Genomic DNA, 21,571 nt, shown 5'->3' with positions numbered 1-21,571 from the left:
TTTTAGGGAGCTTCCAATTACAAGTCAATGATGCAACTCATAAGAAACGCTCATTTCATCGAGGTGACAAAGTGGGGGAGTCAGCGACCGTTCAGCTCAAGGCGACCATAATGATATTTGGAGCTGTAACCTTCTTCGAAAGGGGCGCGCCTTTATGGCTGAGGACATAACAGAGCGTTTTATGCGGTATTGCGCTATTCCATCGCAATCAAATCCCGCTTCCTCAGACAAGGTGCCCTCGACTTCCTCCCAGCACATCATGGCCCAGGTGCTCGAAGAAGACCTTTTGGCACTAGGCGCGCTTGATGTGTGTCGGGACGACCACGCCTACGTCATCGCCCACTGGCCCTCGAGCCTTGGCCTTGAGCAGGCCCCTTGCCTGGGCCTGATCGCCCATCTGGACACCGCCTGGCAAGCTAAAGGCGATCCGGTCCATCCTCAGTTGCGCCTCTATGAGGGAAAGCCTTTGGTGCTCTGCAAGCAGGAAGGCAAGAAAATCCAGCTCACATCTGAGTTCAACCCGGAGTTGGAGGCGTTTGTCGGCCAGGAGATCGTCACCAGCGACGGCACCTCCCTTCTAGGAGGCGACGACAAAGCAGGCGTCGCTGAGATCTTTGGGTATCTGGAGAGGCTCAAGGAGCATCCAGACATTCCGCATCCGCCGTTGGCGGTGGCGTTTGTGCCCGATGAGGAGATCGGCCATGGCGCAGCCCTTCTTGACTTGGATTCCTTCGGGGCTGCCTATGGCTATACTCTGGACGCAGGTCCGCTTGGAGAATGCGCATACGAGACATTCAATGCGGCTACGGCTACAGTGACTGCGACCGGGTGCTCGGTGCATCCGGGAACGGCCAAGGGCCGCCTGGTGAACGCTCTGGAGGTGCTCATGGCGTTTCATAGGCTTTTGCCCGCTCCTGAGCGCCCAGAGTATACCGAGGGGCGCGAGGGCTTCTTCTTGCTGGTCTCTTGCCAGGGGAATGTCGAGCAAGCCCAGGCGACCTATGGGGTGCGCGACCATGACCCGGCCAAGTTTGAGAAGAGAAAGCATCAGATGGAGGCAGCAGCCGCCTATATCGACGAGCTCTTTGGAGAAGGCACCCTCAAGCTTGCCTTCGAGGATGTCTACCGCAATATGGGAGAAGAGATCGAGAAGACCCCTGAGCTTGTAGACGTGATGCTTCAAGCCTATGAGGACTGCGGGGTGACACCTCATGTCATCGCCATGCGCGGCGGTACCGATGGCTCGCAGCTCACCTTCAGGGGCCTTCCTTGCCCCAATATATCCAGCGGTTATTACAATGCCCATGGCCCGCTGGAGTTTGTGCCGGTGCACGATCTTTGCGCCATGGTGGACGTGCTGGAGGCACTGGGCAGGCGTTTTGCACAACAGGCTTTGTAAAAAGGCTTTGGGTTAGATGAAGACCCGGCTAGTGAGAGATGGGGGATCCGCTGTGATTTTTGAAGCCGACAAAGACTATCTGCTTGAGACTATGGCCAAGCTCATCGCCTGCGACTCGCCGGTGGGCTACTACAAGCTCATGCAGCCGGTGATGGAGGAGCTGGTGGAAGCCATGGGATATCATGGCTTCCATGACCGCAAACATACCTTCTATGTGCGAGTGGCAGGCAAGGACCGCTCCCGCACCGTATGCTTGGGAGCGCATCTGGATACCATCGGCATGGCCATCTCCGGCATCGAGGATGACGGCACCCTGCGCGTGCGTCAGCTGGGCGGGCTCAACTACGCCGCTTTGGAGGGCGTGAGCTGCCGCGTCTACACGCGCTTCGATACCATGGTGCAAGGCGTCATCGAGCTTGACCACCATTCGGTCCACGCCTGGGCAGACGCCAAGGAGCGCAAGCGCGATGATGAGACCATCCGTGTCCACCTGTTGGAAGACGTCACCAACGCCGACGAGGCGCGTGCCCTAGACATCACACCCGGCGCCGTGGTGGCCTTCGACCCCCATCTGGAGATTCACGACAACGGCTTCATCCTAAGCCGCTTCATAGACGACAAAGCATGTGTCGCAGTGCTCTTGGGGGTTCTCAAATGGCTTGCCGAGAAACCCGTCGTTCCTGCCTGCGACATCCTCTTCGCGTTCCCCTATTACGAGGAGGTGGGCTTTGGGGGCACCTACCTGCCTGATGACGTCGAGAGCTACATATCCCTGGACATCGCCCTTATGGGCCCGGACTACCCGGGTACCGAGCATGACGTGGCGGTTATCGCAGATGACTATCATGGTCCCTATGACTGGGATCTCACCAATGCGCTCATCCACGCAGGCGTGACGGCCTTGGGCGAGCGTCCTGAGGTCCAGGCATGCCTGAGGTATTCCACTGACGCCATGGGATCGACCATCGCATCCAACAATGTGGCTGCGGCGGCCATGGGTCCCTTGACGCGCAACAGTCACGGCCGCGAGATCACCCATATCGATGCCATGGAGAAGCTCCAGAAGGTCACCGAGGCCTTTATCATGTCCTGCTAGCCTCTAAGAGTTTTCAAGGCTCGCTTGGATGGTGAGGCCTGGAAGGCAGGGGTTTCTCGGCAGGAAAGACGAGCAAGTGCAAAGGACGAGCTAGAGGCTTAAAAGCCAAAGGCTCGTCTTTTTATGAGGGAGCCGCGAGCGCTGCTAGTCTTTCTGGTGAGTTGGGCATGAACCCTTGAGAACAACAGATGATGCAAGGAGGGCTCATGGCGAACGGTTCTTGGCAAGACAGGCTTACTCAGTGGATGGCGGGGCGCAACGGCACAGACGACATTGCGCGGCTTTGCTCCAACACGGCGCTGATCCTCATCGTGATCTACGTGATTTGGCCGCATTGGTGGATCTCGTTGATTGCCCTCGTGCTTATTGGCTACGCCTGGTACCGTATTGCCTCTAAAGATGTGGCGGCGCGGGCGCGGGAAAACGAGGCCTTCATGAGCAAGCTGGGGCCTTTGCGCCCCTGGGTGTCGGCTCCGGTGGCTACCTTCAAGGACCACAGGGCCTATGCCTATCTCACCTGCCCTTCCTGCGGCCAGAAAGCCCGCGTGCCTCGCGGCAAAGGCAAGGTGCGGGTGCGTTGCCGCCGCTGTCATACCACCTTCGAAGGCAAGGCTTAGATGAGAGTTCTATTCTTAATAGGCGGAACGGCCTCTGGAAAATCACTGGCAGGCGCCACATTGGCTGCTTTGGGGGCAGAGCGCATTGACTTGGACCAGGTCTCTCGCGCGGTGCTCTCCAGAGAGCCCGATTGTGTGGCAGAGCTGGTAGAGGCTTTTGGCTCGCAAATTTTGGATGATCCTGCCTCCTGGAGAGGAGAGGGCTCACAAGACTACGCGCCCTCCATCAACCGGGCGGCACTGGCTCGCTGTGCCTTTGGCAGCTCAGAGGACACCCAGCGCCTGGAATCCATCGAAATGCCCTATATCAAAGCCCATTTGGCCGATCTTTTGACGCCAGTGAGCTGCTCGGTCCCAGGACCTGACGTCATGGTGGTGGAGGTGCCGCTGCCAGACAGGCTTCAGGACCTCATGCCACTGGCCGACGCCATCGTCTATGTGCGTACGCCTCTTGAACGCCGTCGCCATCTGGCTCAGGCCCGCGGCATGGATCCCAAGGACTTCGATGAGCGAATCGCCCATCAGCCCACAGACGAGTGGTGCGCCTCTGCGGCCACAGACATCATCGAAAACGATGGCACCGCAGCCCAACTGGAATCTCGAGTAACCCAGTGGTACGAGCACTGGCTTCAGGAGGATGCGCACACAGCAAAGCTTACAAAGCCTCAAGAATCATCCTGTGATGCCTGCCTTCCTGAGGCATCTCATGGGGGAGAGGTTACAATTTCTTGCGAAAGAATAGATGCAGAAAAGGAGGAGTCTCAGGGATGAGCGATCAGCCACACACTACCCACCCTTGGACTCCTCAAGGCGAAAACCCCTATCTCTCAAAAGAGGTGGACGGCTGGGAGGACCTTCCTCGCCGAGAGGCGCCGCCATCTCACCCGCAAGAGAACGCTGACACCACTCAAATGATGTCAGAGCAGCCAACTGTTCTTGCCGACGCCGATGCCACCCAGCTGGTACGCGCGCCGGAAACCTTGGACGCTACCTCTATGATCAACGCGGGAAGCCCTCCCGCTCCAACCGATGCCACGGTAGTGGACACTTCCCTCATGGGCTATGGGGCTTCATCTCATGGCCGCCCTCACGTAGATCCGTCAACGCCAGTCTCTCATCAGGCGTCCCCAGCGGTGGATGTTGCTCGAGCAGAGGTGGCGCGCAATGCTCTGGACAACCGCGACGCCTTTGGCCAACACGCATCCCAAACCAGCGCGCACGGCCCTTTTGGCAGGCCGCCTAAGAGTGCCAGCGCCTATGAGGGCTATGGGATCGCGAAGGGAAGCGTTTCTCGGCAACGAGAGCCTTTGGCTGCCAAGAGGCTCCGCTTTTGGCGCTGGTTCCGCACTCTGCCCATCCTCTGTCTTGTGGTGATGGCGGTGGCCTCTGTGGCGCTAAGCCATCTCTCGGGTGCCACACTTCGCCACTGGCTCTATCCTGTGCATTATGCCCAGCAAATCACGGCCCAGGCCGAGCGCTACGGCATCGATCCTACGCTGGTGGCATCGGTGATCAAGGCGGAGTCCAATTGGGTGCCCAATGCTGAGAGTTCGGTGGGGGCTCAAGGACTTATGCAAGTGATGCCCGAGACTGCACGCGATCTGGCACGTAGAGGCTATGTGGATAGCTCTCGTTACGATCCCACAGACCTCATGGATCCCGAGACCAATATCGCCTATGGCACCGCCTATCTGGCATCGCTCATGAAGGCCACCGGCTCTGAGGAGCGCGCCATTGCCTCTTACAATGCGGGCCCCAACGCCGTCTCAGGTTGGGAAGGGGAGGGCGACAGCTTCTCGGATGCCATCCAGTATCCAGAGACACGCATCTATCTGGAAAAGGTGCAGTCTGCCTTAGACCATTATAGGGAGCTCTATCCTCAAGGGCTTCAAGATGACGGCAGCCAGCCTTAAAAGCCCTGCCACGCGAGGGAAGTTAAGGCATTACAGATATAGGAAGCCAGTTTTTTTAGGAGCGATCCTGTGGCACAAGAGACCTCTGCCCAAGGCGCAGCCTCATCGTTTGATCCCGCTCATCAGGTAGGCGCCCAGCTGCGCCGCTTTGGGCGCGAGCAGGACGATTCCCAATTCAAAGTAGTGATGCCCTATGAGCCGGCCGGCGACCAACCGCAAGCCATCGCCAAGCTTAAAGCGGGCCTTGACGAGGGCCTGCGCTATCAAACCTTGATGGGCGTGACGGGTTCTGGCAAGACCTATACCATGGCAAAGACCATCGAAGCGGTGAACAGGCCGGCGCTCATTTTGGAGCCTAATAAGACGCTGGCCGCCCAGGTGGCCGCAGAGATGCGGGAGATGTTCCCAGACAACGCAGTGGTCTACTTTGTGTCTTACTACGACTATTATCAGCCTGAGGCCTATGTTCCCCAGAGCGACACCTATATCGAGAAAGACGCCTCCATCAACGAGGAGGTGGAGAAGCTTCGCCATCAGGCCACTGCCAACCTGCTGTCTCGCCGGGATACCATTGTGGTGGCCTCGGTGAGCTGCATCTACGGCATCGGCTCCCCAGAAGATTACGCAGGCCTGGCCCCCAACGTCACCAAAGACGAGCCATTGGAGCGCGACGATTTTATTCGCGAGCTGCTCAACGTGCAGTACGACCGCAATGACTTGGATCTGGCCCGCGGCATGTTTCGCGTGCGTGGCGACACGGTGGATGTCTTTCCGCCCTATGCCGAGCATCCCCTTCGCATCGAGTTCTTTGGCGATGAAGTGGAGCTCATCGCAGAGATCGACGAGCTTACCGGCGAGGTCATCCGCGAGCTAGATGCCGTGCCCATTTGGCCTGCCTCCCACTATGTCACCGAGCGCCCCAAGATCAACAATGCCTTGAAGACCATCTCCGATGAGCTGGAAGCCCGTGTGGCAGAGCTCAAGAGCGCCGACAAGCTGCTGGAGGCCCAGCGCTTGGCTCAGCGCACCGACTACGATCTTGAGATGCTTGAGACCATGGGCTTTTGCAATGGCATCGAGAACTACTCGCGCCATCTGGACGGCCGCGCTCCGGGACAGCCTCCTTACACCCTTATCGATTACTTTCCCAAAGACATGGTGTGCATCATCGACGAGAGCCATGTGACGGTCCCTCAGATCCGCGGCATGCACGAAGGCGACCGCTCTCGCAAGGTCACCTTGGTGGAGCATGGGTTCCGCCTGCCGTCTGCCTTGGACAACCGCCCCTTACGCTTTGACGAGTTTGAGGAGCGCATTGGCCAGTTCGTCTATGTGTCTGCCACTCCGGGCGACTATGAGGAATCTGTCTCCCAACAAGACGTAGAGATGATCATCAGGCCCACCGGGCTTTTGGACCCAAAGGTGGACGTGCGCCCCATCCGCGGCCAGATCGATGACCTGACCTCTGAGATTCGCGATCGAGTGGCCCGCAAAGAGCGCGTGCTGGTAACCACGCTCACCAAGCGCATGGCAGAAGACCTCACTGACCACCTGCTTGACCAGGGCATCCGCGTGAACTACATGCACTCGGACACCGCTACTCTGGACCGCGTGGAGATCGTGCGCAACCTGCGCCAGGGCAAGATCGACGTGCTGGTGGGCATCAATCTTTTGCGCGAGGGTTTGGATATCCCCGAGGTGTCCCTGGTGGCCATTCTCGATGCCGATAAGGAAGGCTTCCTGCGCAACCGCCGCTCCCTTATCCAAACTATGGGCAGGGCTGCACGCAACGCCGATGGCCAGGTGATCATGTATGCCGATACCATTACCGACTCCATGCGGGAAGCCATCACAGAGACCGAGCGCCGCCGCCGGATCCAGCAAGCCTATAACCAGGAGCATGGCATAGTGCCCCAGACGGTGCGAAAGACTATCAATGACATCTCAGGCTTTATCGAAGAGGCTACAGAGAACCTGGACAAACGCAGCCGCCATCATGGCTACAACGGCGACGAGCTGGGCCATGGGGAGTTTTACACTCCAGCAAGCTCTCCTCATAACCAAGGCCCCACTACCGCACAGCAGGTGGCCCATGAGCTCTCCGAGCTGCCACGTGCAGAGGCCGACGCCGTGCTTGCCTCTCTGGAAGAGGAGATGAAAGCGGCCAGCGAAGCCTACGACTTTGAGCGGGCTGCAGCTTTGAGGGATCAGATCATCGAGATTCGAGGAGCCTTGGACGGCACTGACGAAGAAGCGGTCATCGCCCGTCTGCGCTCTGGAGCCCGCAAAGGGTCGTCCCACGCCTCTCGCAAGCGCTTGGGAGGCCGTAGAAATCCTAAATAGCGATGTGCGGGTTTCTCGGCAAGGCTAGAAGGGGCGCCACACCAGTGCGAGCTCTCTAAAATCCGGCCGCCTCGACGGCCAACGCCGAGGTTAGGGGAGTGGAAGCCTGCTATCATAGGTTGGTTTCTCATTGGCTTGTGGGCTTTGCGTCCATAGCAGGATGGAGGGCTCATGACAGTAAGGATTGTGGTTGCCTGCGGCTCGGGCGCCGCTACTTCCCAAACAGTGGCAAGCAAGGTGCGTTACCTGTTGGCAGAGTGTGGCTATAGCCCAGAAGACGTGCAGGTAGAGGCAGTGCCCATCACAGAGCTTCGAAGCGCCCTGCGCGGAGCCGACGCCTATATCTCTGTAGTGAGCACTGAGACCCCCTCGCGCACCATGCCGGTGTTCAATGGCGTGGCATTTCTGACAGGCATTGGGCAGGCAGAGGAGTTCTCCCAGCTGCGTGCTTTTGTGGAGCGTCGTTTGAATAATCGCTGGTAACAGTCGGCTAACCCTCTTTCAGGATGGCGACTGCGCAGTTGACGCCGTCCACCGCCGCACTCATGATGCCGCCAGCATAGCCCGCACCTTCTCCAATGGGGTAGAGGCCGCGAATCCCAAGGCTTTGGAAGTCTTGGCCTCGGCAGAGGCGTATAGGCGATGAGGAGCGTGACTCCACGCCGGTGAGCACCGCCTCTGGGTCTTTAAAGCAGCGAAGCTTTCTGCCCATAATCGGCAGGGCCTCTCTGAGGGTACAGGTGATGTATCCAGGCAAAAGTCCGTCGATTGATCCCCAGGTGACTCCTCGAGGATATGTGGGTGCGACAGTGCCTGGGCCCGAGGAGGGGCGCTTCTCTAAAAAGTCGCCCACCAGTTGCGCGGGAGCCTTAAACGCCCCGCCGCCTGTCTCGTAGGCCGCCTGCTCGCAACGACGCTGCAGGGCCACTCCTGCCAATGGATCTTGAGGATCCAAGTCTTTGGGATAGACATTGACCAGAAGGCCTGCATTGGCATTGATGCCATCCCTGGCAGCCAGGCTCATGCCATTGGTGACTACGCCAAAGGCCTCGCTGGCAGCGGCTACCACATAGCCGCCAGGGCACATGCAAAAGCTGTAGGCACGCCGTCCGGTGGAGGTTTTGGCCACCAGCTTGTAGCTGGCAGGCCCTAAAAGCGGGCTTTGGGCTTCTTCCCCGTACTGGCAAAGGTCCACTTCGCGCTGGAGATGCTCGATGCGCACGCCCATGGAGAAGGTCTTGGGCTCCAGGGGCACCTGAAGCGCTTGGGCCATTTCAAAGACATCCCTGGCTGAGTGCCCGCAAGCTATGATCACTCGACTGGTTTTGATCTCTTCTGGGCGAGGCGGAAGCTCGACACCCTGGGCCTTGGGAGCCTGCGACTGCATTACTCGCGCACCAGCAATCCGACGATGGTCGCCAGACCCTTCCAAGACCAGTTCCTCCAGCTTGCAGCGGTAACGAACCTGCCCACCCCAGGCTTTGATCTGCTCAATAAGGGTGGATACCACCTGCGGCAGCACGTCGGACCCTATGTGAGGCATAGCGTCAACCAAGATTTCAGGGCTTGCGCCTGCCTCAACGAGCGTTTCCATAATGAGGTCGTGATGGGCCCCATGGGTGCGGGTAGTGAGCTTGCCATCAGAGAAGGTGCCCGCCCCACCCAGCCCAAACTGGATGTTCGAGCGCGTGTTCAGCTGACCGGTCTCATTGAAACAGTCGATGGCTTCGCGGCGGCGCACCACGTCGTCGCCTTGTTCGATAAGGATGGGGGCCAAGCCCTGACGAGCCAGCGTCCACGCGCAAAAAAGTCCCGCACAGCCGGCGCCCACGACCAGGGGGCGATCATCTGGGGCCGCCCCTTCATAGGAGGGGAGCTCTTCTGGACTATCCAAGGCGACCTGCACCTGAGGAGCCTTCCTTTGACGAGCAAGCTTGCGCAACAACGCCTGCTCTCCGGATTCTGCTGCCCGCAACGCAAAGCGCACAGTGTAGACAAACTTCACCGAATGGCCCTTGCGCGCATCGATGGAGCGCCGACGGATCTCGATGCCTGCCATCGCATCAGGCGCCAGATGAAGCCTACGCCGCACTGCTTCCTGCACCACACGGGCCTCCTGGCTTGCCTCAGGAATCGAGCTCACGGGCACGATGACATTGGCAATCTCTAACATGAACGCTCCTTTTGTGTCTGCAAAGCCATGAGTCCGTGACTTCTGAGAAGCCCTTTGCCCTTTGGCCGAGAAACCCGCACCTCGCTACCTGTTCGCGCTTAGTCCTTCTGCGCCAATGCGTGGCCACAGACGAGTCCAGAGAGCCAGGCAAAACCCAGATTGTAGCCTCCACAGGCCCCGTCGATGTCCAGCGCCTCGCCAAGCGCATAGAGGCCTGGATAGGCGCTTACTTCTAAAGATGGGAGGGTGAGCGCATCTAGGCTCAATCCCCCTCGACTCACCTGGGCAGATTGGACAAAGGCTTTGCCGCTCACGCAAAAGGTGGCAGATTTAACCGCTTCCACCGCGGAAAACAACGTCGCAGCGCCGTCGTCATCGATTGCCTGTGGAAGCAGTGCGTGGGCGACAGCAGGGTCTAGGGCGCCGTCCAGATGACGGGGGTTGTAGGAGCCCCCGCGCATAAGCAGGGCTGCCACCTGCTCGTGGGTGCATTCTGGCAAAAGGTCGAGCACCACTGAGTCACCTGGAGTTACCAGACGCGAAAGGTTGTACGCCACGATGCCCGAAAGCACCCCCTTTTGAGAGGAGTCCGAGGACCTAAAAAGAACCTCGCCGTATTCGTCAAAAAGCGGTTCTGAACAAGGGCTGTAGGCTCTCACACGAGCCTTGGCCCTATGGCCGTCCAACCGTTGGCACAGCTCTGTCTCGATCTCTACAGGACAAAGCACAGGCTCACAGGGTACCAAAGGCAGATCGAGGCCCTCTATGGCGCTCAAGGTATCTCCGCCAGTGGCCAATACGACACGGCGAGCATGAAGGCTGCGCCGTGCCCACCCCTCTGGAGCCAAAGGGTCTTCCCGGAACCGCTCCTGATAGCGCACGCAAAAACCCTGCTCGCAAGGCTCGACGGCCACCACATCTCGCAGGGTGGCAACCTTTACCGTGGAAGCCTCTAGCTGCGCTAACAGCAGATCTCGTACCGATGCGGCTACCAAGCTGCGGGGATAGAGCCTCCCCTCATGGCTGGTGGACAAAAGCCCTAGCTCGCCAAAGTAATCCTGTACCAGCTCACTGGGCGTGGACTTGGGCCACAGCCTCGCTGCTGCCGAGAAAAACTCTTCCATCCAGGAAGGATGGTTGTAGGCAGAGGATTCCAAGGGCTCATGACAAAAGTTGCAACGACCATTGCCTGTGGCCAGAATGGGCGCGCCTAAGATGGGCTTGGCCTCCATGAGAAGGATGCTTTTCTCGGCAGCCAAAGAAGATGCTTCAAGGGCGCAGAGAAGCCCTGAGGCACCCGCTCCTACGAGAAGCACGTCACAGGAGCTGGGTACCGCTTGGGAAGCGGCGAGTTTTCGCGCCTGAGCTTGGGCAAACTTGCGTTGCTTCTTGGCAGAGCCCTTGGCCATTTAAATCTCCTCGGGGGTGGCGTCGTAGGAATCCGTGGGATCTGCGGGGGTGTGGGGCATGCCTAGGGCATCGGCACGTGCGTTCATAGCCTCGATAGAAGGCACCTGAGCAGGGTTGGTGTCTAGATCGATTACGCGTTGGATCGTGGCAGCCAGATATCCCTCAGGCAGGGATTCTGCGAGCTGGCCAGCGTCGCACGCGGCAGCCAACGCCGGCTCTATGGGCAAGCGATCGAGGGCGGGCACACCGGCCAGCTCTGCGTCGCGCTTCAGGTGGGAAGGACCAAAGATGTCGATGCGGGTGCCATCGGTGGGACAGACCACGTAGGAGAGGTTCTCGGTGATGCCCAACACGCCTACGCCCATCTTGGCAGCCATCTTGACCGCTTTGCCCACGATCATGGAAACCAGGTCTTGGGGGCTGGTCACAATGACCACGCCATCGATAGGCAGCGACTGATAGACCGTGAGAGCCACGTCGCCGGTTCCTGGAGGCATGTCTACAATGAGGTAGTCAATGGGACCCCAGGAAGTGTCGCTCCAAAACTGCTTGAGCGCCCCTGCAAGGACTGGCCCACGCCAAAGGACGGGGTCGTCTTTGCGAGCCAAAAGCAGGTTGGCACTCATGACCTTGACGCCCTCAGTTCCAGGCACAGATGCGATGGAGGGCAAAAAAAGATTTCCCAAAGACATGAGGCGCTCATCATCGAGCCCCATCATGTGCGGCACAGAGGGGCCAGTGATGTCGGCATCCAAGATGCCTACTTTGTAGCCGGCACGCGCAAGCCCGATGGCCAAAGAGCAGCTCACCAGCGATTTTCCTACGCCGCCTTTGCCAGAGACTACACCTATGACATGACCCACCTCGGAGAGGTCGTTGGAATCGAATACCTGAGGCGATTTGGGAGCATCCTTTGAACCCGCATCCCGGGTTTTGCAAGCCATGGGACTCCTTTCGTACTCGCAATCTGACGCCTTTTTAGCTATGGACTGCGAAAAGTAAAAGAACAGTTTTATGGGTCTCATTCTACCCCTCGAAAAAGGCCCCAAGCAGGTTGGGTAACCTGCTTGGGGCCATAGGAAAGCAAGGGGCAAAAGACTAGAACAGCGCTCCGCCATCCACCGAGAGCACTACACCGGTGACATAACTGGCCTTGTCGCTTGCGAGATAGACGAAAGCATCGGCTACCTCTTGAGGCTCGCCAGGCCGGCCCATGGCGATGCCCATAGAGATGCGCTGAACGACCGCCTCGGGCAATGCTGCCACCATATCAGTGGAAGTGACGCCAGGGGCCACTGCATTAACGCGTACGCCTTGAGGGGCAAGCTCACGTGCCAACGACTTGGTGAGGCCGTTGACTGCAAACTTTGAAGTGGGATAGCCCACACCGGACTTTTGGCCATAAATAGAGACCATGGAGCTGGTGTTAAGAATGACGCCTGTGCCCTTGGGCGCCATGATGCGAGCGGCAGCCTGGCAGCCATTGAACACTGCAGTCACATTGAGGTCCATCGCTCTTTGGAATTCCTCAGGCGTATAGTCTAGAAGGGGAGTGGACTGAGAGATACCTGCATTGTTCACCATGACGTCCAATGTGCCCCAGGTTTCTACCACGCTATTTACCATGGCAGATACCGCTTCGTTGCTGGTGAGGTCTGGCCAATAGCCCAGGACGGGAGCCTTGGGATTCTCGGCTTTAATAGCGTCCAGAGCCTTAGTGACCGTCTCTTCGCGAGAGCCGCAAAGGGCCACTTTTGCACCTTCTGCCAAGAAGGATTTCACAATGGAGAGACCGATTCCTCGGGTGCCTCCGGTAACAATGGCTACTTTTCCTTCGAGCAACATAACAATCACTCCTTTTTGAGCTTAAACTGGGTCGCTGGTGCATAAGGATAATGAACCCTTCCAAACCTGTAAATAAAGTAAAGAAATGCTGGAAATACAGAATCCTGAACGATGTAAGAATTAGGACATAAATGAAACCAATGGCCCAAATGCCCAGGTAATGGGCAAAATGTGCAACTTTAGTTGTTTGACAGGGGACTCTCAAGTACCTACTATATCTTTAAGACGTAATTCAGGAAACGTAGTGAAACTTGAATTTTGGGGGTGCATCATGAGTTTTCCAAAACCGCAACAGGCGCAGCTCGATTCCTGCCCGCGCTCTATAGATCGCAGGCAATTCCTCTCAGTATGCACTAAATTGGGTGCTGCACTGGTGGGTGCTACAGCAATGATTCCTCTTTCAGGTTGTATGTCTCCTGTGGAAGCCCTCACGCCTTCACAGGCTTCCTTGCGCGTAGGCGTAGATTGCTTTAATCCTGCCTATGAGATGCTGGTGGACAAGGACGCCCATGGGGCGGTGCCTCTGGAGAACAGCAAGCATTATGCTGCTGGTTTCGATGTGGCTGTTGTCACCTATCTGGCTCATAAACTTGGATGCCGGGCATGTATCTTGGATGTCGACCATGCTGATTTGGCTGAATACCTCAAACGCGGCTATATCGATGTAGCGGTTTCTGCTGTCTACAATGATTCCAATGACACTAGCTTGTCTTTCAGCGATGCTTATGCACCGATAGAGCTGGCTGTGGTGACGCGCGTTGACTCGCCATATGCTCAGGCATCTCAGGTAGAGCAGCTTAGTGGCGCTCTTATGGCTGCTCGCGCAAATACGGATTATGATGCAGCAATTGGAGCGATTCCTGGCGCAGTACATTTGATGCCTTATTCAAAGCGCACCAATGCCTGCGTGAAAGTGCGAGATAAAGAGATCGATGCAACAGTGGTAGATCGTCATGGATTCGAAAACGCTGCAGAACTGTTCCCTGATCTTACCTTGGTCCCTCTGCCCGTTGGATCACTGGACAAGGGGGCTACCCAATGGGTGCGCATGGCAGTGCGCCGAGACGATACGGCCCTTTTGGACGGCATCAACAGTGGACTCGCCTCATTAAGCGAAAGTGATGCGCAAGCAATGTGGAAAGACGCTAAAGAAGCTGTCGGCGGCACTATGCTCGACTCCGAGTAGTACAATTGTTCGGGCCTAACGGTCAGGGAGACAATTCCTATTAGGTTGCGGGGGTTTTGCGAAGCCAACCTGTTTCCCCAGGGAATTTTCTATCTTTGGACCTGTTCCCTATAGTGCTCAAAGCTATAACGGGGCTTTGAGCCGCCCGTACTTTTGAGGAGGCAGCTTCTTGGCATCCGAAGCCATCGTTATCCATGGTGCACGTGAGCACAACCTTCAAAACATAGATATCTCTATTCCGCGCAACCAATTCGCTGTGATCACCGGACTATCTGGTTCAGGTAAGAGCTCTTTGGCCTTCGACACCATCTATGCAGAGGGGCAACGGCGCTATGTAGAAAGTCTTTCGAGTTACGCCAGGCAGTTCTTAGGGCAAATGGACAAGCCCGACGTAGATTCCATCGAGGGACTGTCTCCGGCGGTGTCTATCGACCAGAAAACCACCTCCAAAAACCCGCGTTCCACTGTGGGCACGGTTACAGAGATCTATGATTATCTGCGCTTGCTTTTTGCTCGCATCGGTATTCCTCACTGCCCAGAATGCGGACGGGTGATCGAGCATCAAACCACAGACCAAGTGGTAGACAAGATTCTTGAAGCAGCTGATGGACGACGCGCCTTTGTGCTTGCCCCGGTGGTCATGGGCCGCAAAGGTGAATACACCAAGCTCTTTTCCGACCTCAAACGAGAGGGCTTCTCCCGTGTGCGCGTAGATGGTCAGGTCTATGAGCTTGAAGAAGAGATACGTCTAGATAAAAAGTACAAGCATGACATCGATGTGGTCGTTGATCGCGTAGTGGTGCGCGAGAGCGCTCGTAGCCGAGTGGCTGAGGCGGTAGAGCAGGCCACCAAGCTAGCAGCCGGCAAAGTAGCCGTCTATGTATTACCTGATCGCCAGGATCCAGAAACCATGCCTGAGCAATTACTCAACTACTCACTAGCGTTGGCCTGTCCCATCCATGGTCACTCCATGGATGATCTGCAGCCTCGCGACTTCTCATTTAACGCCCCTTATGGCGCTTGTCCAGACTGCGACGGTTTGGGCATGCGTCGTGTGGTGGACGCAGAGGCGCTTATCGAGGATCCGGCCAAATCTGTAGCTGACGGCGTATTTGGCTCCTTCTTCAGCCGCTCCAACTACTATCCGCAGATCTTCAACGCAGTGGTCACCCATTTTGGAGAGGACCCTGCCACTCCCTGGAAGGACTTGCCTACCAAAGTCAAGCGCGCCTTGTTGGAAGGTCTAGGCACTCGAAAGATCCGCGTGGACTACCGCACCAAAGACGGACGTGACACTCATTGGACCACTACCTTCTCCGGCGTGCGCTCCATTCTTTTCGAGCGCTACCATGAGACAAGCAACGACAACGTCAAGGCACGTTTAGAGAAATACATCCGAGAAGAGCCCTGCTCCACCTGCGGGGGCGCACGCCTTAAGCCAGAGATGCTTGCGGTCACAGTAGGGGATAAATCCATCTGGGACGTATGCCAGATGAGCTGCAAAAACTCTTTGGAGTTCTTCCAAAACCTCAAGCTCACCGAGCGCCAAGCCTTTATTGGCGAGCGCATTGTTCGCGAGATCGTCGAGCGCCTGCGATTCTTGGTGGATGTGGGACTCGACTATCTCACGCTTTCACGTGCCAGCGCCACCCTCTCTGGCGGTGAAGCTCAGCGTATTCGTCTAGCCACTCAAATCGGTGCAGGCCTTATGGGTGTGCTCTATATTTTGGATGAGCCGTCCATTGGCCTTCATCAAAGGGATAATGATCGACTTATCGGTACCCTTGAGCGTCTGAGAGATCTTGGCAATACCGTTATTGTGGTGGAACATGACGAGGACACTATTCGTGCTGCAGATTACGTGGTCGATATGGGCCCGGGTGCAGGCGAGCTTGGCGGCCATGTGGTATGTGCTGGCACTCCTCAAAAGATCATGGCCTGTCCGGAGTCTCTCACGGGCGCCTACCTTTCAGGGCGAAAGATCATTCCATTGCCCCAAGAGCGTCGCAGTCCCCATAAGGGACAGCTGGTGCTCAAGGGAGCTACTCATCACAATCTCAAGGATATAGACTGCTCCATTGACCTAGGAACTCTCACGGTAGTCACCGGTGTTTCGGGATCGGGCAAATCCTCGCTGGTTACCGATACTCTCGCGCCGGCTCTCACCAATGCCGTGCATCGTTCGCAGCGCCCTGTGGGTCCTTATAAATCTCTCACCGGCATTGATCAGATCGATAAGGTCATTGATATCGATCAAGCGCCTATTGGACGAACTCCGCGCTCGAATCCTGCCACCTACATTGGACTTTGGGATGATTTGCGCGCCCTTTTTGCCTCGACTCCTGAGAGCCGCCTTAGGGGCTATTCTCCAGGACGGTTCTCCTTCAACGTGCCTGGTGGCCGTTGCGAAGCCTGCAAGGGCGATGGACAAATCAAGATCGAGATGAATTTCTTACCCGATGTCTATGTGCCTTGCGAGGTGTGTCACGGCAAACGCTATAACCGCGAGACCTTACAGATCACCTATCACGACAAGACTATCAGCGACGTCTTGGATATGTCTGTCACAGAAGCCTTGGCGTTTTTTGGCGCCATCCCTGCCATCAAGAATAAGCTTCAAACCCTTTATGACGTAGGCTTGGGCTATATTCGCCTGGGCCAGCCAGCCACCACTCTCTCTGGTGGCGAGGCTCAGCGTGTCAAGCTGGCCAAAGAGCTTCACAGGCGCCAAACCGGCAAGACTTTCTACATCCTAGATGAGCCCACCACCGGACTCTCCTTCGATGATGTGCGCCAGCTTTTGGATGTGCTCCAACGATTGGTGGATGCGGGCAATACGGTGTTGGTGATCGAGCATAACTTGGACGTCATCAAAGTAGCGGATCACATTATCGACTTAGGCCCAGATGGAGGCGACGGCGGCGGCAAGATCATCGCGCAAGGTACCCCAGAAGAGGTGGCAGCGAACCCAGCTTCTGTGACAGGAAAGTTCTTGGCTCCTGTTCTTGAGCGTACCACTGCGTTTGAAGAGGCGGCTCGGTAGGAGGGTATAGGCTCTAGGCGCATGCCCAGAGCCTTTCCATTCAAACAAGAGGATCAACGCTATGTCTAAGCGATCGCAAAAGATTGATAAGACAAATGCCTGCCGCGAGCTAGATAGGGCCAAGATAGCCTACGAACTCAAAAGCTACGACGATACTCAGATGGCCAATAGGGACTACGGTCTCTCGGTCGCTGAAGCCTTGGGAGAAGACCCAGATTCTGCCTTTAAGACCATTACCTGCAAAAGCTCCAATGGCGATGTAGTGGTGTGCTGCGTCCCTTGCTCCTGTTCTGTTGATCTCAAAAAAGCGGCCTCGGCAGCGGGCGTGAAGCGTTTGGAGCTACTGCCACTTGCAGACTTGGAGGAGGTCACTGGCTATGTTCGTGGAGGGTGCTCTCCTATAGGGATGAAGAAGCCTTTCCCAACTATCATTGATGAGACCGCTCTGCTCTATGACATCATCGAAGTCTCCGCAGGACGTCGAGGGCTTCAAGTGCTCCTCGATCCCCAGCAGCTCGTAGACTTTTTAGGTGCCACAGTGGCAGATATTACCTAGCCTCTCGTCTGACCTATGTGCCAGCTATTTCTATAACGGAGTAAGATCCATGGCCTTCTGGCATCGACTGTCCGCGCATTCAAAAAACTCTGAGTCCCAAGAAGCTCCAGAAGAGAAGCTCCAAGAGACCGCTCAATGGAAGGTGGAAGACCTTGAATTATCAGAGGCTTCCTCAAGCCCCTCCGATATGCAAGTTCCTCTTGAGCCTTTCCGGCCTCTCGATGCACCCGTGGACAGCGAGGGTAGGTCCTTCTCGGGAGCCGAGAAGGACCCTCGTCCCCAACAGGCAACAGCGATGGTGCCTCAGAGTTTGGCTCCAGAGGTGGGTGGGGGAGACCCTGGCTCCACCATGGCTATTTTGGCGGCTTTTGAGCAATCCCGCGCCTCACAAAAAACCGCGGCCACCCCTAGCGCCGATGTCCTGCGTGCTCAACAGAGCCAGCAGATCAATGAAGCGGTGCCCGACCCCTTCGATCCGGGAGTAGCGCTTCCCTATACTCCCTCTGCACCTGCGCCTTCTCCCTATATTCCTAAAATTCCTGATCCCTCAAGCGATCAAATTCAGGAGCGTCGTTTCATCTCGCCGAGTTCTACAGGCGTGTTCATGGCAGCCTATGACAACTCGCGCTCATGGAAGCCCAAAAAGCCCGGTGCCCAGCACTTCTCGGAGAAGGCAGAAAAGTTTGTAGAAGACCTTCGCGATCGACCAGCCCACGCCTCACAGCAGTGGGATGAGCTTCTCGCACAAGAGGTAGCCGAGAAACCCGAGCCAACTCAAACTGTCTCTGGCGCTCACTTGAAAGTGCCAGCGAATGACCAATGGGCAGAATCTGATGGAGAGGCGCTTTCACTTTCCTTGGAGGGAAGCGAAATGGTGCCGACGCCCGAGGCTCCCTCTGTTATGAATGATGCAAGAGGCGCGGCTGCACTAAACCAAGAAGAACATGTTGAGATAGATCAATCTGTGGGACGAAGTGCAGCCATGATGTCGGTACTCGTTATTGTGAGCCGCATCACCGGTTTTATGCGTACCTGGGCTCAGGCCTATGCGCTGGGGCTTACTGCGGTGGCATCCACCTATACCGTTGCGAACAATCTTCCCAATCAGCTCTATGAGCTGGTGATGGGTGGAATGCTCATCACGGCATTTTTGCCAGTCTACCTATCTGTCAAGCGAAAACTCGGTCGTGAGGGCGCCAATCGCTACGTATCCAACCTCACCAGCCTGGTGTGCATTCTTATGGGTGTGATCACAGTATTGGGCTGGATCTTTGCCTATCAAGTGGTGCTCACCCAGTCCATGGGTGCGGCCGAGGGCTTCGATCATGGCGAAGCTACCATGTTCTTTAGGTTCTTTGCTATCGAGATCGTCCTCTATGCCCTTTCATCTATTATCTCTGGCATCCTTAATGCCGAGCGTCATTATTTCTGGTCTACCGCTGCTCCTATCTTTAACAATTTCATTTGTATGGCATCGTTCTTTGGCTATGCGTGGCTACTGCCAGCAAACCCTTCGGCAGCGGTAATGGTGTTGGCGCTGGGCAACCCGCTAGGAGTATTGATCCAAGTGGCCATGCAGGTGCCAAGCCTGTATAAGCTAGGCGTTCGCATTCGTCCCTATGTAGACTTCCACGATCCGGCGATCAAAGAGACGCTCTCCATCGGCGTTCCCTCTATTGTGGTTACCATCGTGAGTTTTGTGACCGTGTCGGTGCAGTCCAGCTGTGCGCTGCAGGTCACTCCAGAGGGTTCGGCCGTCATGTACTACGCCAGGCTTTGGTATACGCTGCCCTATGCAATTCTGGCCATTCCCATCACCACCGCCATGTTCACAGAGCTGTCTGAGGCCTACTCTTCCCAGGACATGGAGGGTTTCAAAGCTGGCATTGCTGCAGGCACCAACCGCATCCTGTTCTTCTTGGTACCTTTTATGCTCTACCTCATTGTGTTCTCTCCGGAGCTCATGGTGATCTTGGGAGCGGGCAAGTTTAGCCAGGAGGGCCTTGAGCTCATGGGTTCCTACCTGATAAGCCTCTCTTTGTCATTGCCTCTCTATGGCGTATGCACTTACCTGCAAAAGGTGTGCTCCAGTTACCGCAAGCTTACTATCTTTGCCTGGGCCTCTATCGTGGCAGGCGTTATTCAAGTGCTCATCTGCGTGGTTTTCACCCCGCTTTATGGCATCGACGTGGTAGCGCTCTCTTCTCTAGCCTTCTATATCGCTGTTGACCTTGTTGCCTTTATCCAGTTGCGTGCAGGCTTAGGGCAATTGGGCCTTCGCGCTGTGGTCAAAGCCAGCCTGCATAGTCTTCTGGCAGGAGCCACAGGGGCTCTTGTGGGGTATGGCATTGTCTGGGTCCTAGGGCTTGTCGGCTTTGGCCCCACCAGCTTCATGCGGTCGGTACTTCTCTGCATAGCAGGGGGAATGCCAGCTCTCCTGGTGACCTATGGCCTTGCACTGATACTTCGATGGCCAGAAGCTCAATTCCTGAGAGCTCTCACATCACGATTCGGTCGCTAGTACTTCCTCAGGCTCCAGATGTATTTACAAGAGTGAATATGTGACCTCATCGGGCTCCGTTCCATGAACAGAATGTTTCAGGTGCTTTTAAATCTCGATTCTTACTTTTCCATTGAGGACTCTTTCTTTACCATTTGCCCCACATATCAATACGCTCACCGATGCATAGAGGTTTTTCAAAGGAAGGGTGAGCGCGGAAAGAGGGGGAATTATGAGCTTTAGCAACATCTCTCGCCGCGGCTTCGTACAGGCAATGGGCGTAGCCGGCGCAGCCGGCGCTGTGGTCCTCACCGGTTGCGGCAATTCCACTGGTGGCTCTGACAACGGCGGCAGCTCTTCCGAGGGCGGCGAGGCCAAGTTCAAGCTGGGCGGCATCGGCCCCATCACCGGCCCTGCTGCCATCTATGGCAACGCCTGCAAGAATGCGGCGCAGATCGCTGTGGACGAGATCAACGCCTCCGACTCCACGTTCAAGTTTGACTATCGCTTCGAGGATGACGAGAACAACGCTGAGAAATCCGTCAACGCCTTTAACACCCTGAAGGACTGGGGCATGCAGATGCTCATGGGCACCACCACCACGGCTCCCTGCATCGCTGTCTCCAAGGAGGCTTCCGCCGACAACATCTTCGAGCTCACGCCTTCTGCCTCCTCCACCGACGTCATCGGCGGCCAGCCCGATGCCGACGGCAATGTGGCTGAGCAGCGCAAGCCCAACGTCTTCCAGATGTGCTTCACCGACCCCAACCAGGGCGTCGCCTCTGCTAAGTACATTTCCGAGCAAAAGCTTGGCACCAAGGTGGGCATCATCTACGACAGCTCCGACGCCTACTCCACCGGCATCGACCAGAAATTCCTGTCTGAGGCTAAGAATGTCAGCCTTGAGGTTGTTGCCAACGAGGCCTTCACCGCCGACAGCGCCACCGACTTCTCTGCCCAGCTCAACAGCTGCAAGTCCGCTGGTGCAGACATCCTGTTCCTCCCCATCTACTACACTCCTGCTTCCATCATCCTCAAGCAGGCCAAGGACATGGGCTATACCCCCAAGTTCTTCGGCGTAGACGGCATGGACGGCATCCTCTCCCTCGAAGGATTCGATACCTCTTTGGCGGAGGGCGTCATGCTTCTGACCCCCTTCAACGCCGATGCCTCTGACGAAAAGACCCAGGCATTCGTCAAGGCCTACAAGGAGAAGTTCAACGAGACCCCCAACCAATTTGCCGCCGACGCCTATGACTGCGTCTATGTCCTCCAGGCTGCCCTGGAGAAGGCCGAGTGCACCCCTGACATGAGCGCTTCCGATATCTGCGACAAGCTCGTAGAGGTCTTCACCTCCTCCGACTTCGTCTTCGACGGTCTCACCGGCGAGTCCATCGCTTGGTCTGACACGGGCGAGGCCACCAAGGAGCCCAAGGGCATGGTCATCCAAAACGGCGCCTACGTGGGCATGGAGTAACTCTTACTTTGTA

At 56.6% G+C, this 21,571-nt stretch carries 16 protein-coding genes; 12 read left to right on the top strand and 4 right to left on the bottom strand.

The window, feature by feature from the left end:
- The first annotated feature begins 154 nt into the window (after positions 1 to 154).
- From pepT to OR601_RS04420, 7 genes are all read left to right on the top strand, one after another.
- Positions 155 to 1,399 carry a peptidase T gene (gene pepT / locus OR601_RS04450; RefSeq protein ID WP_265591155.1) on the top strand — a complete coding sequence of 415 codons (1,245 nt, stop codon included), beginning with the start codon at positions 155 to 157 and terminating at the stop codon, positions 1,397 to 1,399.
- Positions 1,400 to 1,451: 52 nt separating this feature from the next.
- Complete coding sequence (locus tag OR601_RS04445; RefSeq protein ID WP_167604323.1) at positions 1,452 to 2,495, top strand: M42 family metallopeptidase; 1,044 nt, start codon at positions 1,452 to 1,454, stop codon at positions 2,493 to 2,495.
- Between the two features lie 206 nt (positions 2,496 to 2,701).
- Positions 2,702 to 3,112, top strand: a complete 411-nt coding sequence (locus tag OR601_RS04440; RefSeq protein WP_136012705.1) for a zinc ribbon domain-containing protein — start codon at positions 2,702 to 2,704, stop codon at positions 3,110 to 3,112.
- Entirely contained in the window at positions 3,113 to 3,883 is a 771-nt protein-coding gene (locus OR601_RS04435; RefSeq protein ID WP_265591154.1) for a dephospho-CoA kinase, read from the top strand.
- The gene (locus OR601_RS04430; RefSeq protein WP_265591153.1) at positions 3,880 to 5,025 is read left to right on the top strand and encodes a lytic transglycosylase domain-containing protein; all 1,146 of its coding nucleotides are present in this window, start codon (positions 3,880 to 3,882) and stop codon (positions 5,023 to 5,025) included. The genes OR601_RS04435 and OR601_RS04430 overlap by 4 nt, the downstream gene beginning before the upstream one ends.
- Positions 5,026 to 5,094: 69 nt before the next feature.
- Positions 5,095 to 7,368 carry an excinuclease ABC subunit UvrB gene (gene uvrB / locus OR601_RS04425; RefSeq protein ID WP_323373065.1) on the top strand — a complete coding sequence of 758 codons (2,274 nt, stop codon included), beginning with the start codon at positions 5,095 to 5,097 and terminating at the stop codon, positions 7,366 to 7,368.
- Between the two features lie 171 nt (positions 7,369 to 7,539).
- Positions 7,540 to 7,851, top strand: coding sequence for a PTS sugar transporter subunit IIB (locus tag OR601_RS04420; protein WP_136012707.1), 312 nt, complete (start codon positions 7,540 to 7,542; stop codon positions 7,849 to 7,851).
- A gap of 7 nt (positions 7,852 to 7,858) precedes the next feature.
- Here the strand turns inward: OR601_RS04420 and OR601_RS04415 are convergent, their stop codons facing one another.
- The 4 genes from OR601_RS04415 to OR601_RS04400 form a co-directional block, all read right to left on the bottom strand.
- Positions 7,859 to 9,541, bottom strand: a complete 1,683-nt coding sequence (locus tag OR601_RS04415; RefSeq protein ID WP_265591152.1) for an NAD(P)/FAD-dependent oxidoreductase — start codon at positions 9,539 to 9,541, stop codon at positions 7,859 to 7,861.
- Between the two features lie 98 nt (positions 9,542 to 9,639).
- Entirely contained in the window at positions 9,640 to 10,950 is a 1,311-nt protein-coding gene (locus OR601_RS04410; protein ID WP_265591151.1) for an NAD(P)/FAD-dependent oxidoreductase, read from the bottom strand.
- Positions 10,951 to 11,895, bottom strand: coding sequence for an Mrp/NBP35 family ATP-binding protein (locus tag OR601_RS04405; RefSeq protein ID WP_136012710.1), 945 nt, complete (start codon positions 11,893 to 11,895; stop codon positions 10,951 to 10,953).
- 154 nt (positions 11,896 to 12,049) lie between these two features.
- A complete protein-coding gene (locus OR601_RS04400; RefSeq protein WP_265591150.1) occupies positions 12,050 to 12,796 on the bottom strand; it encodes an SDR family NAD(P)-dependent oxidoreductase in 747 nt (248 codons plus the stop codon).
- A 244-nt stretch (positions 12,797 to 13,040) separates the two neighbouring features.
- On the opposite strand from OR601_RS04400, the gene OR601_RS04395 reads away from it, so the two are divergent.
- The 5 genes from OR601_RS04395 to OR601_RS04375 all read left to right on the top strand — a co-directional run bounded on the left by OR601_RS04395 (position 13,041) and on the right by OR601_RS04375 (position 21,558).
- Positions 13,041 to 13,982, top strand: a complete 942-nt coding sequence (locus tag OR601_RS04395; protein ID WP_265591149.1) for a transporter substrate-binding domain-containing protein — start codon at positions 13,041 to 13,043, stop codon at positions 13,980 to 13,982.
- A gap of 169 nt (positions 13,983 to 14,151) precedes the next feature.
- On the top strand, positions 14,152 to 17,025 hold the full coding sequence (gene uvrA / locus OR601_RS04390; protein WP_265592347.1) for an excinuclease ABC subunit UvrA: 2,874 nt from the start codon (positions 14,152 to 14,154) through the stop codon (positions 17,023 to 17,025).
- Positions 17,026 to 17,086: 61 nt separating this feature from the next.
- Positions 17,087 to 17,581: a Cys-tRNA(Pro) deacylase gene (gene ybaK, locus OR601_RS04385; protein ID WP_265592346.1), complete on the top strand. Its 495-nt coding sequence runs from the start codon at positions 17,087 to 17,089 to the stop codon at positions 17,579 to 17,581.
- 49 nt (positions 17,582 to 17,630) lie between these two features.
- The gene (gene murJ / locus OR601_RS04380; RefSeq protein WP_265592345.1) at positions 17,631 to 20,102 is read left to right on the top strand and encodes a murein biosynthesis integral membrane protein MurJ; all 2,472 of its coding nucleotides are present in this window, start codon (positions 17,631 to 17,633) and stop codon (positions 20,100 to 20,102) included.
- Positions 20,103 to 20,313: 211 nt separating this feature from the next.
- A complete protein-coding gene (locus OR601_RS04375) occupies positions 20,314 to 21,558 on the top strand; it encodes an ABC transporter substrate-binding protein (protein ID WP_136012715.1) in 1,245 nt (414 codons plus the stop codon).
- Positions 21,559 to 21,571 lie beyond the last annotated feature (13 nt).

The organism is Leptogranulimonas caecicola (genome assembly GCF_023168405.1).
GTDB classification, from domain to species: domain Bacteria; phylum Actinomycetota; class Coriobacteriia; order Coriobacteriales; family Atopobiaceae; genus Leptogranulimonas; species Leptogranulimonas caecicola.
This window is presented reverse-complemented; position numbering and strand designations above follow the sequence as displayed.

Coding starts and splice junctions, on each gene's coding strand:
- murJ (WP_265592345.1), top strand. CDS start 17,631: ATGGCCTTCTGGCATCGACTGTCCGCGCATTCAAAAAACTCTGAGTCC.
- OR601_RS04400 (WP_265591150.1), bottom strand. CDS start 12,796: ATGTTGCTCGAAGGAAAAGTAGCCATTGTTACCGGAGGCACCCGAGGA.
- OR601_RS04405 (WP_136012710.1), bottom strand. CDS start 11,895: ATGGCTTGCAAAACCCGGGATGCGGGTTCAAAGGATGCTCCCAAATCG.
- OR601_RS04415 (WP_265591152.1), bottom strand. CDS start 9,541: ATGTTAGAGATTGCCAATGTCATCGTGCCCGTGAGCTCGATTCCTGAG.
- pepT (WP_265591155.1), top strand. CDS start 155: ATGGCTGAGGACATAACAGAGCGTTTTATGCGGTATTGCGCTATTCCA.
- OR601_RS04435 (WP_265591154.1), top strand. CDS start 3,113: ATGAGAGTTCTATTCTTAATAGGCGGAACGGCCTCTGGAAAATCACTG.
- OR601_RS04430 (WP_265591153.1), top strand. CDS start 3,880: ATGAGCGATCAGCCACACACTACCCACCCTTGGACTCCTCAAGGCGAA.
- OR601_RS04420 (WP_136012707.1), top strand. CDS start 7,540: ATGACAGTAAGGATTGTGGTTGCCTGCGGCTCGGGCGCCGCTACTTCC.
- ybaK (WP_265592346.1), top strand. CDS start 17,087: ATGTCTAAGCGATCGCAAAAGATTGATAAGACAAATGCCTGCCGCGAG.
- OR601_RS04410 (WP_265591151.1), bottom strand. CDS start 10,950: ATGGCCAAGGGCTCTGCCAAGAAGCAACGCAAGTTTGCCCAAGCTCAG.
- OR601_RS04375 (WP_136012715.1), top strand. CDS start 20,314: ATGAGCTTTAGCAACATCTCTCGCCGCGGCTTCGTACAGGCAATGGGC.
- OR601_RS04440 (WP_136012705.1), top strand. CDS start 2,702: ATGGCGAACGGTTCTTGGCAAGACAGGCTTACTCAGTGGATGGCGGGG.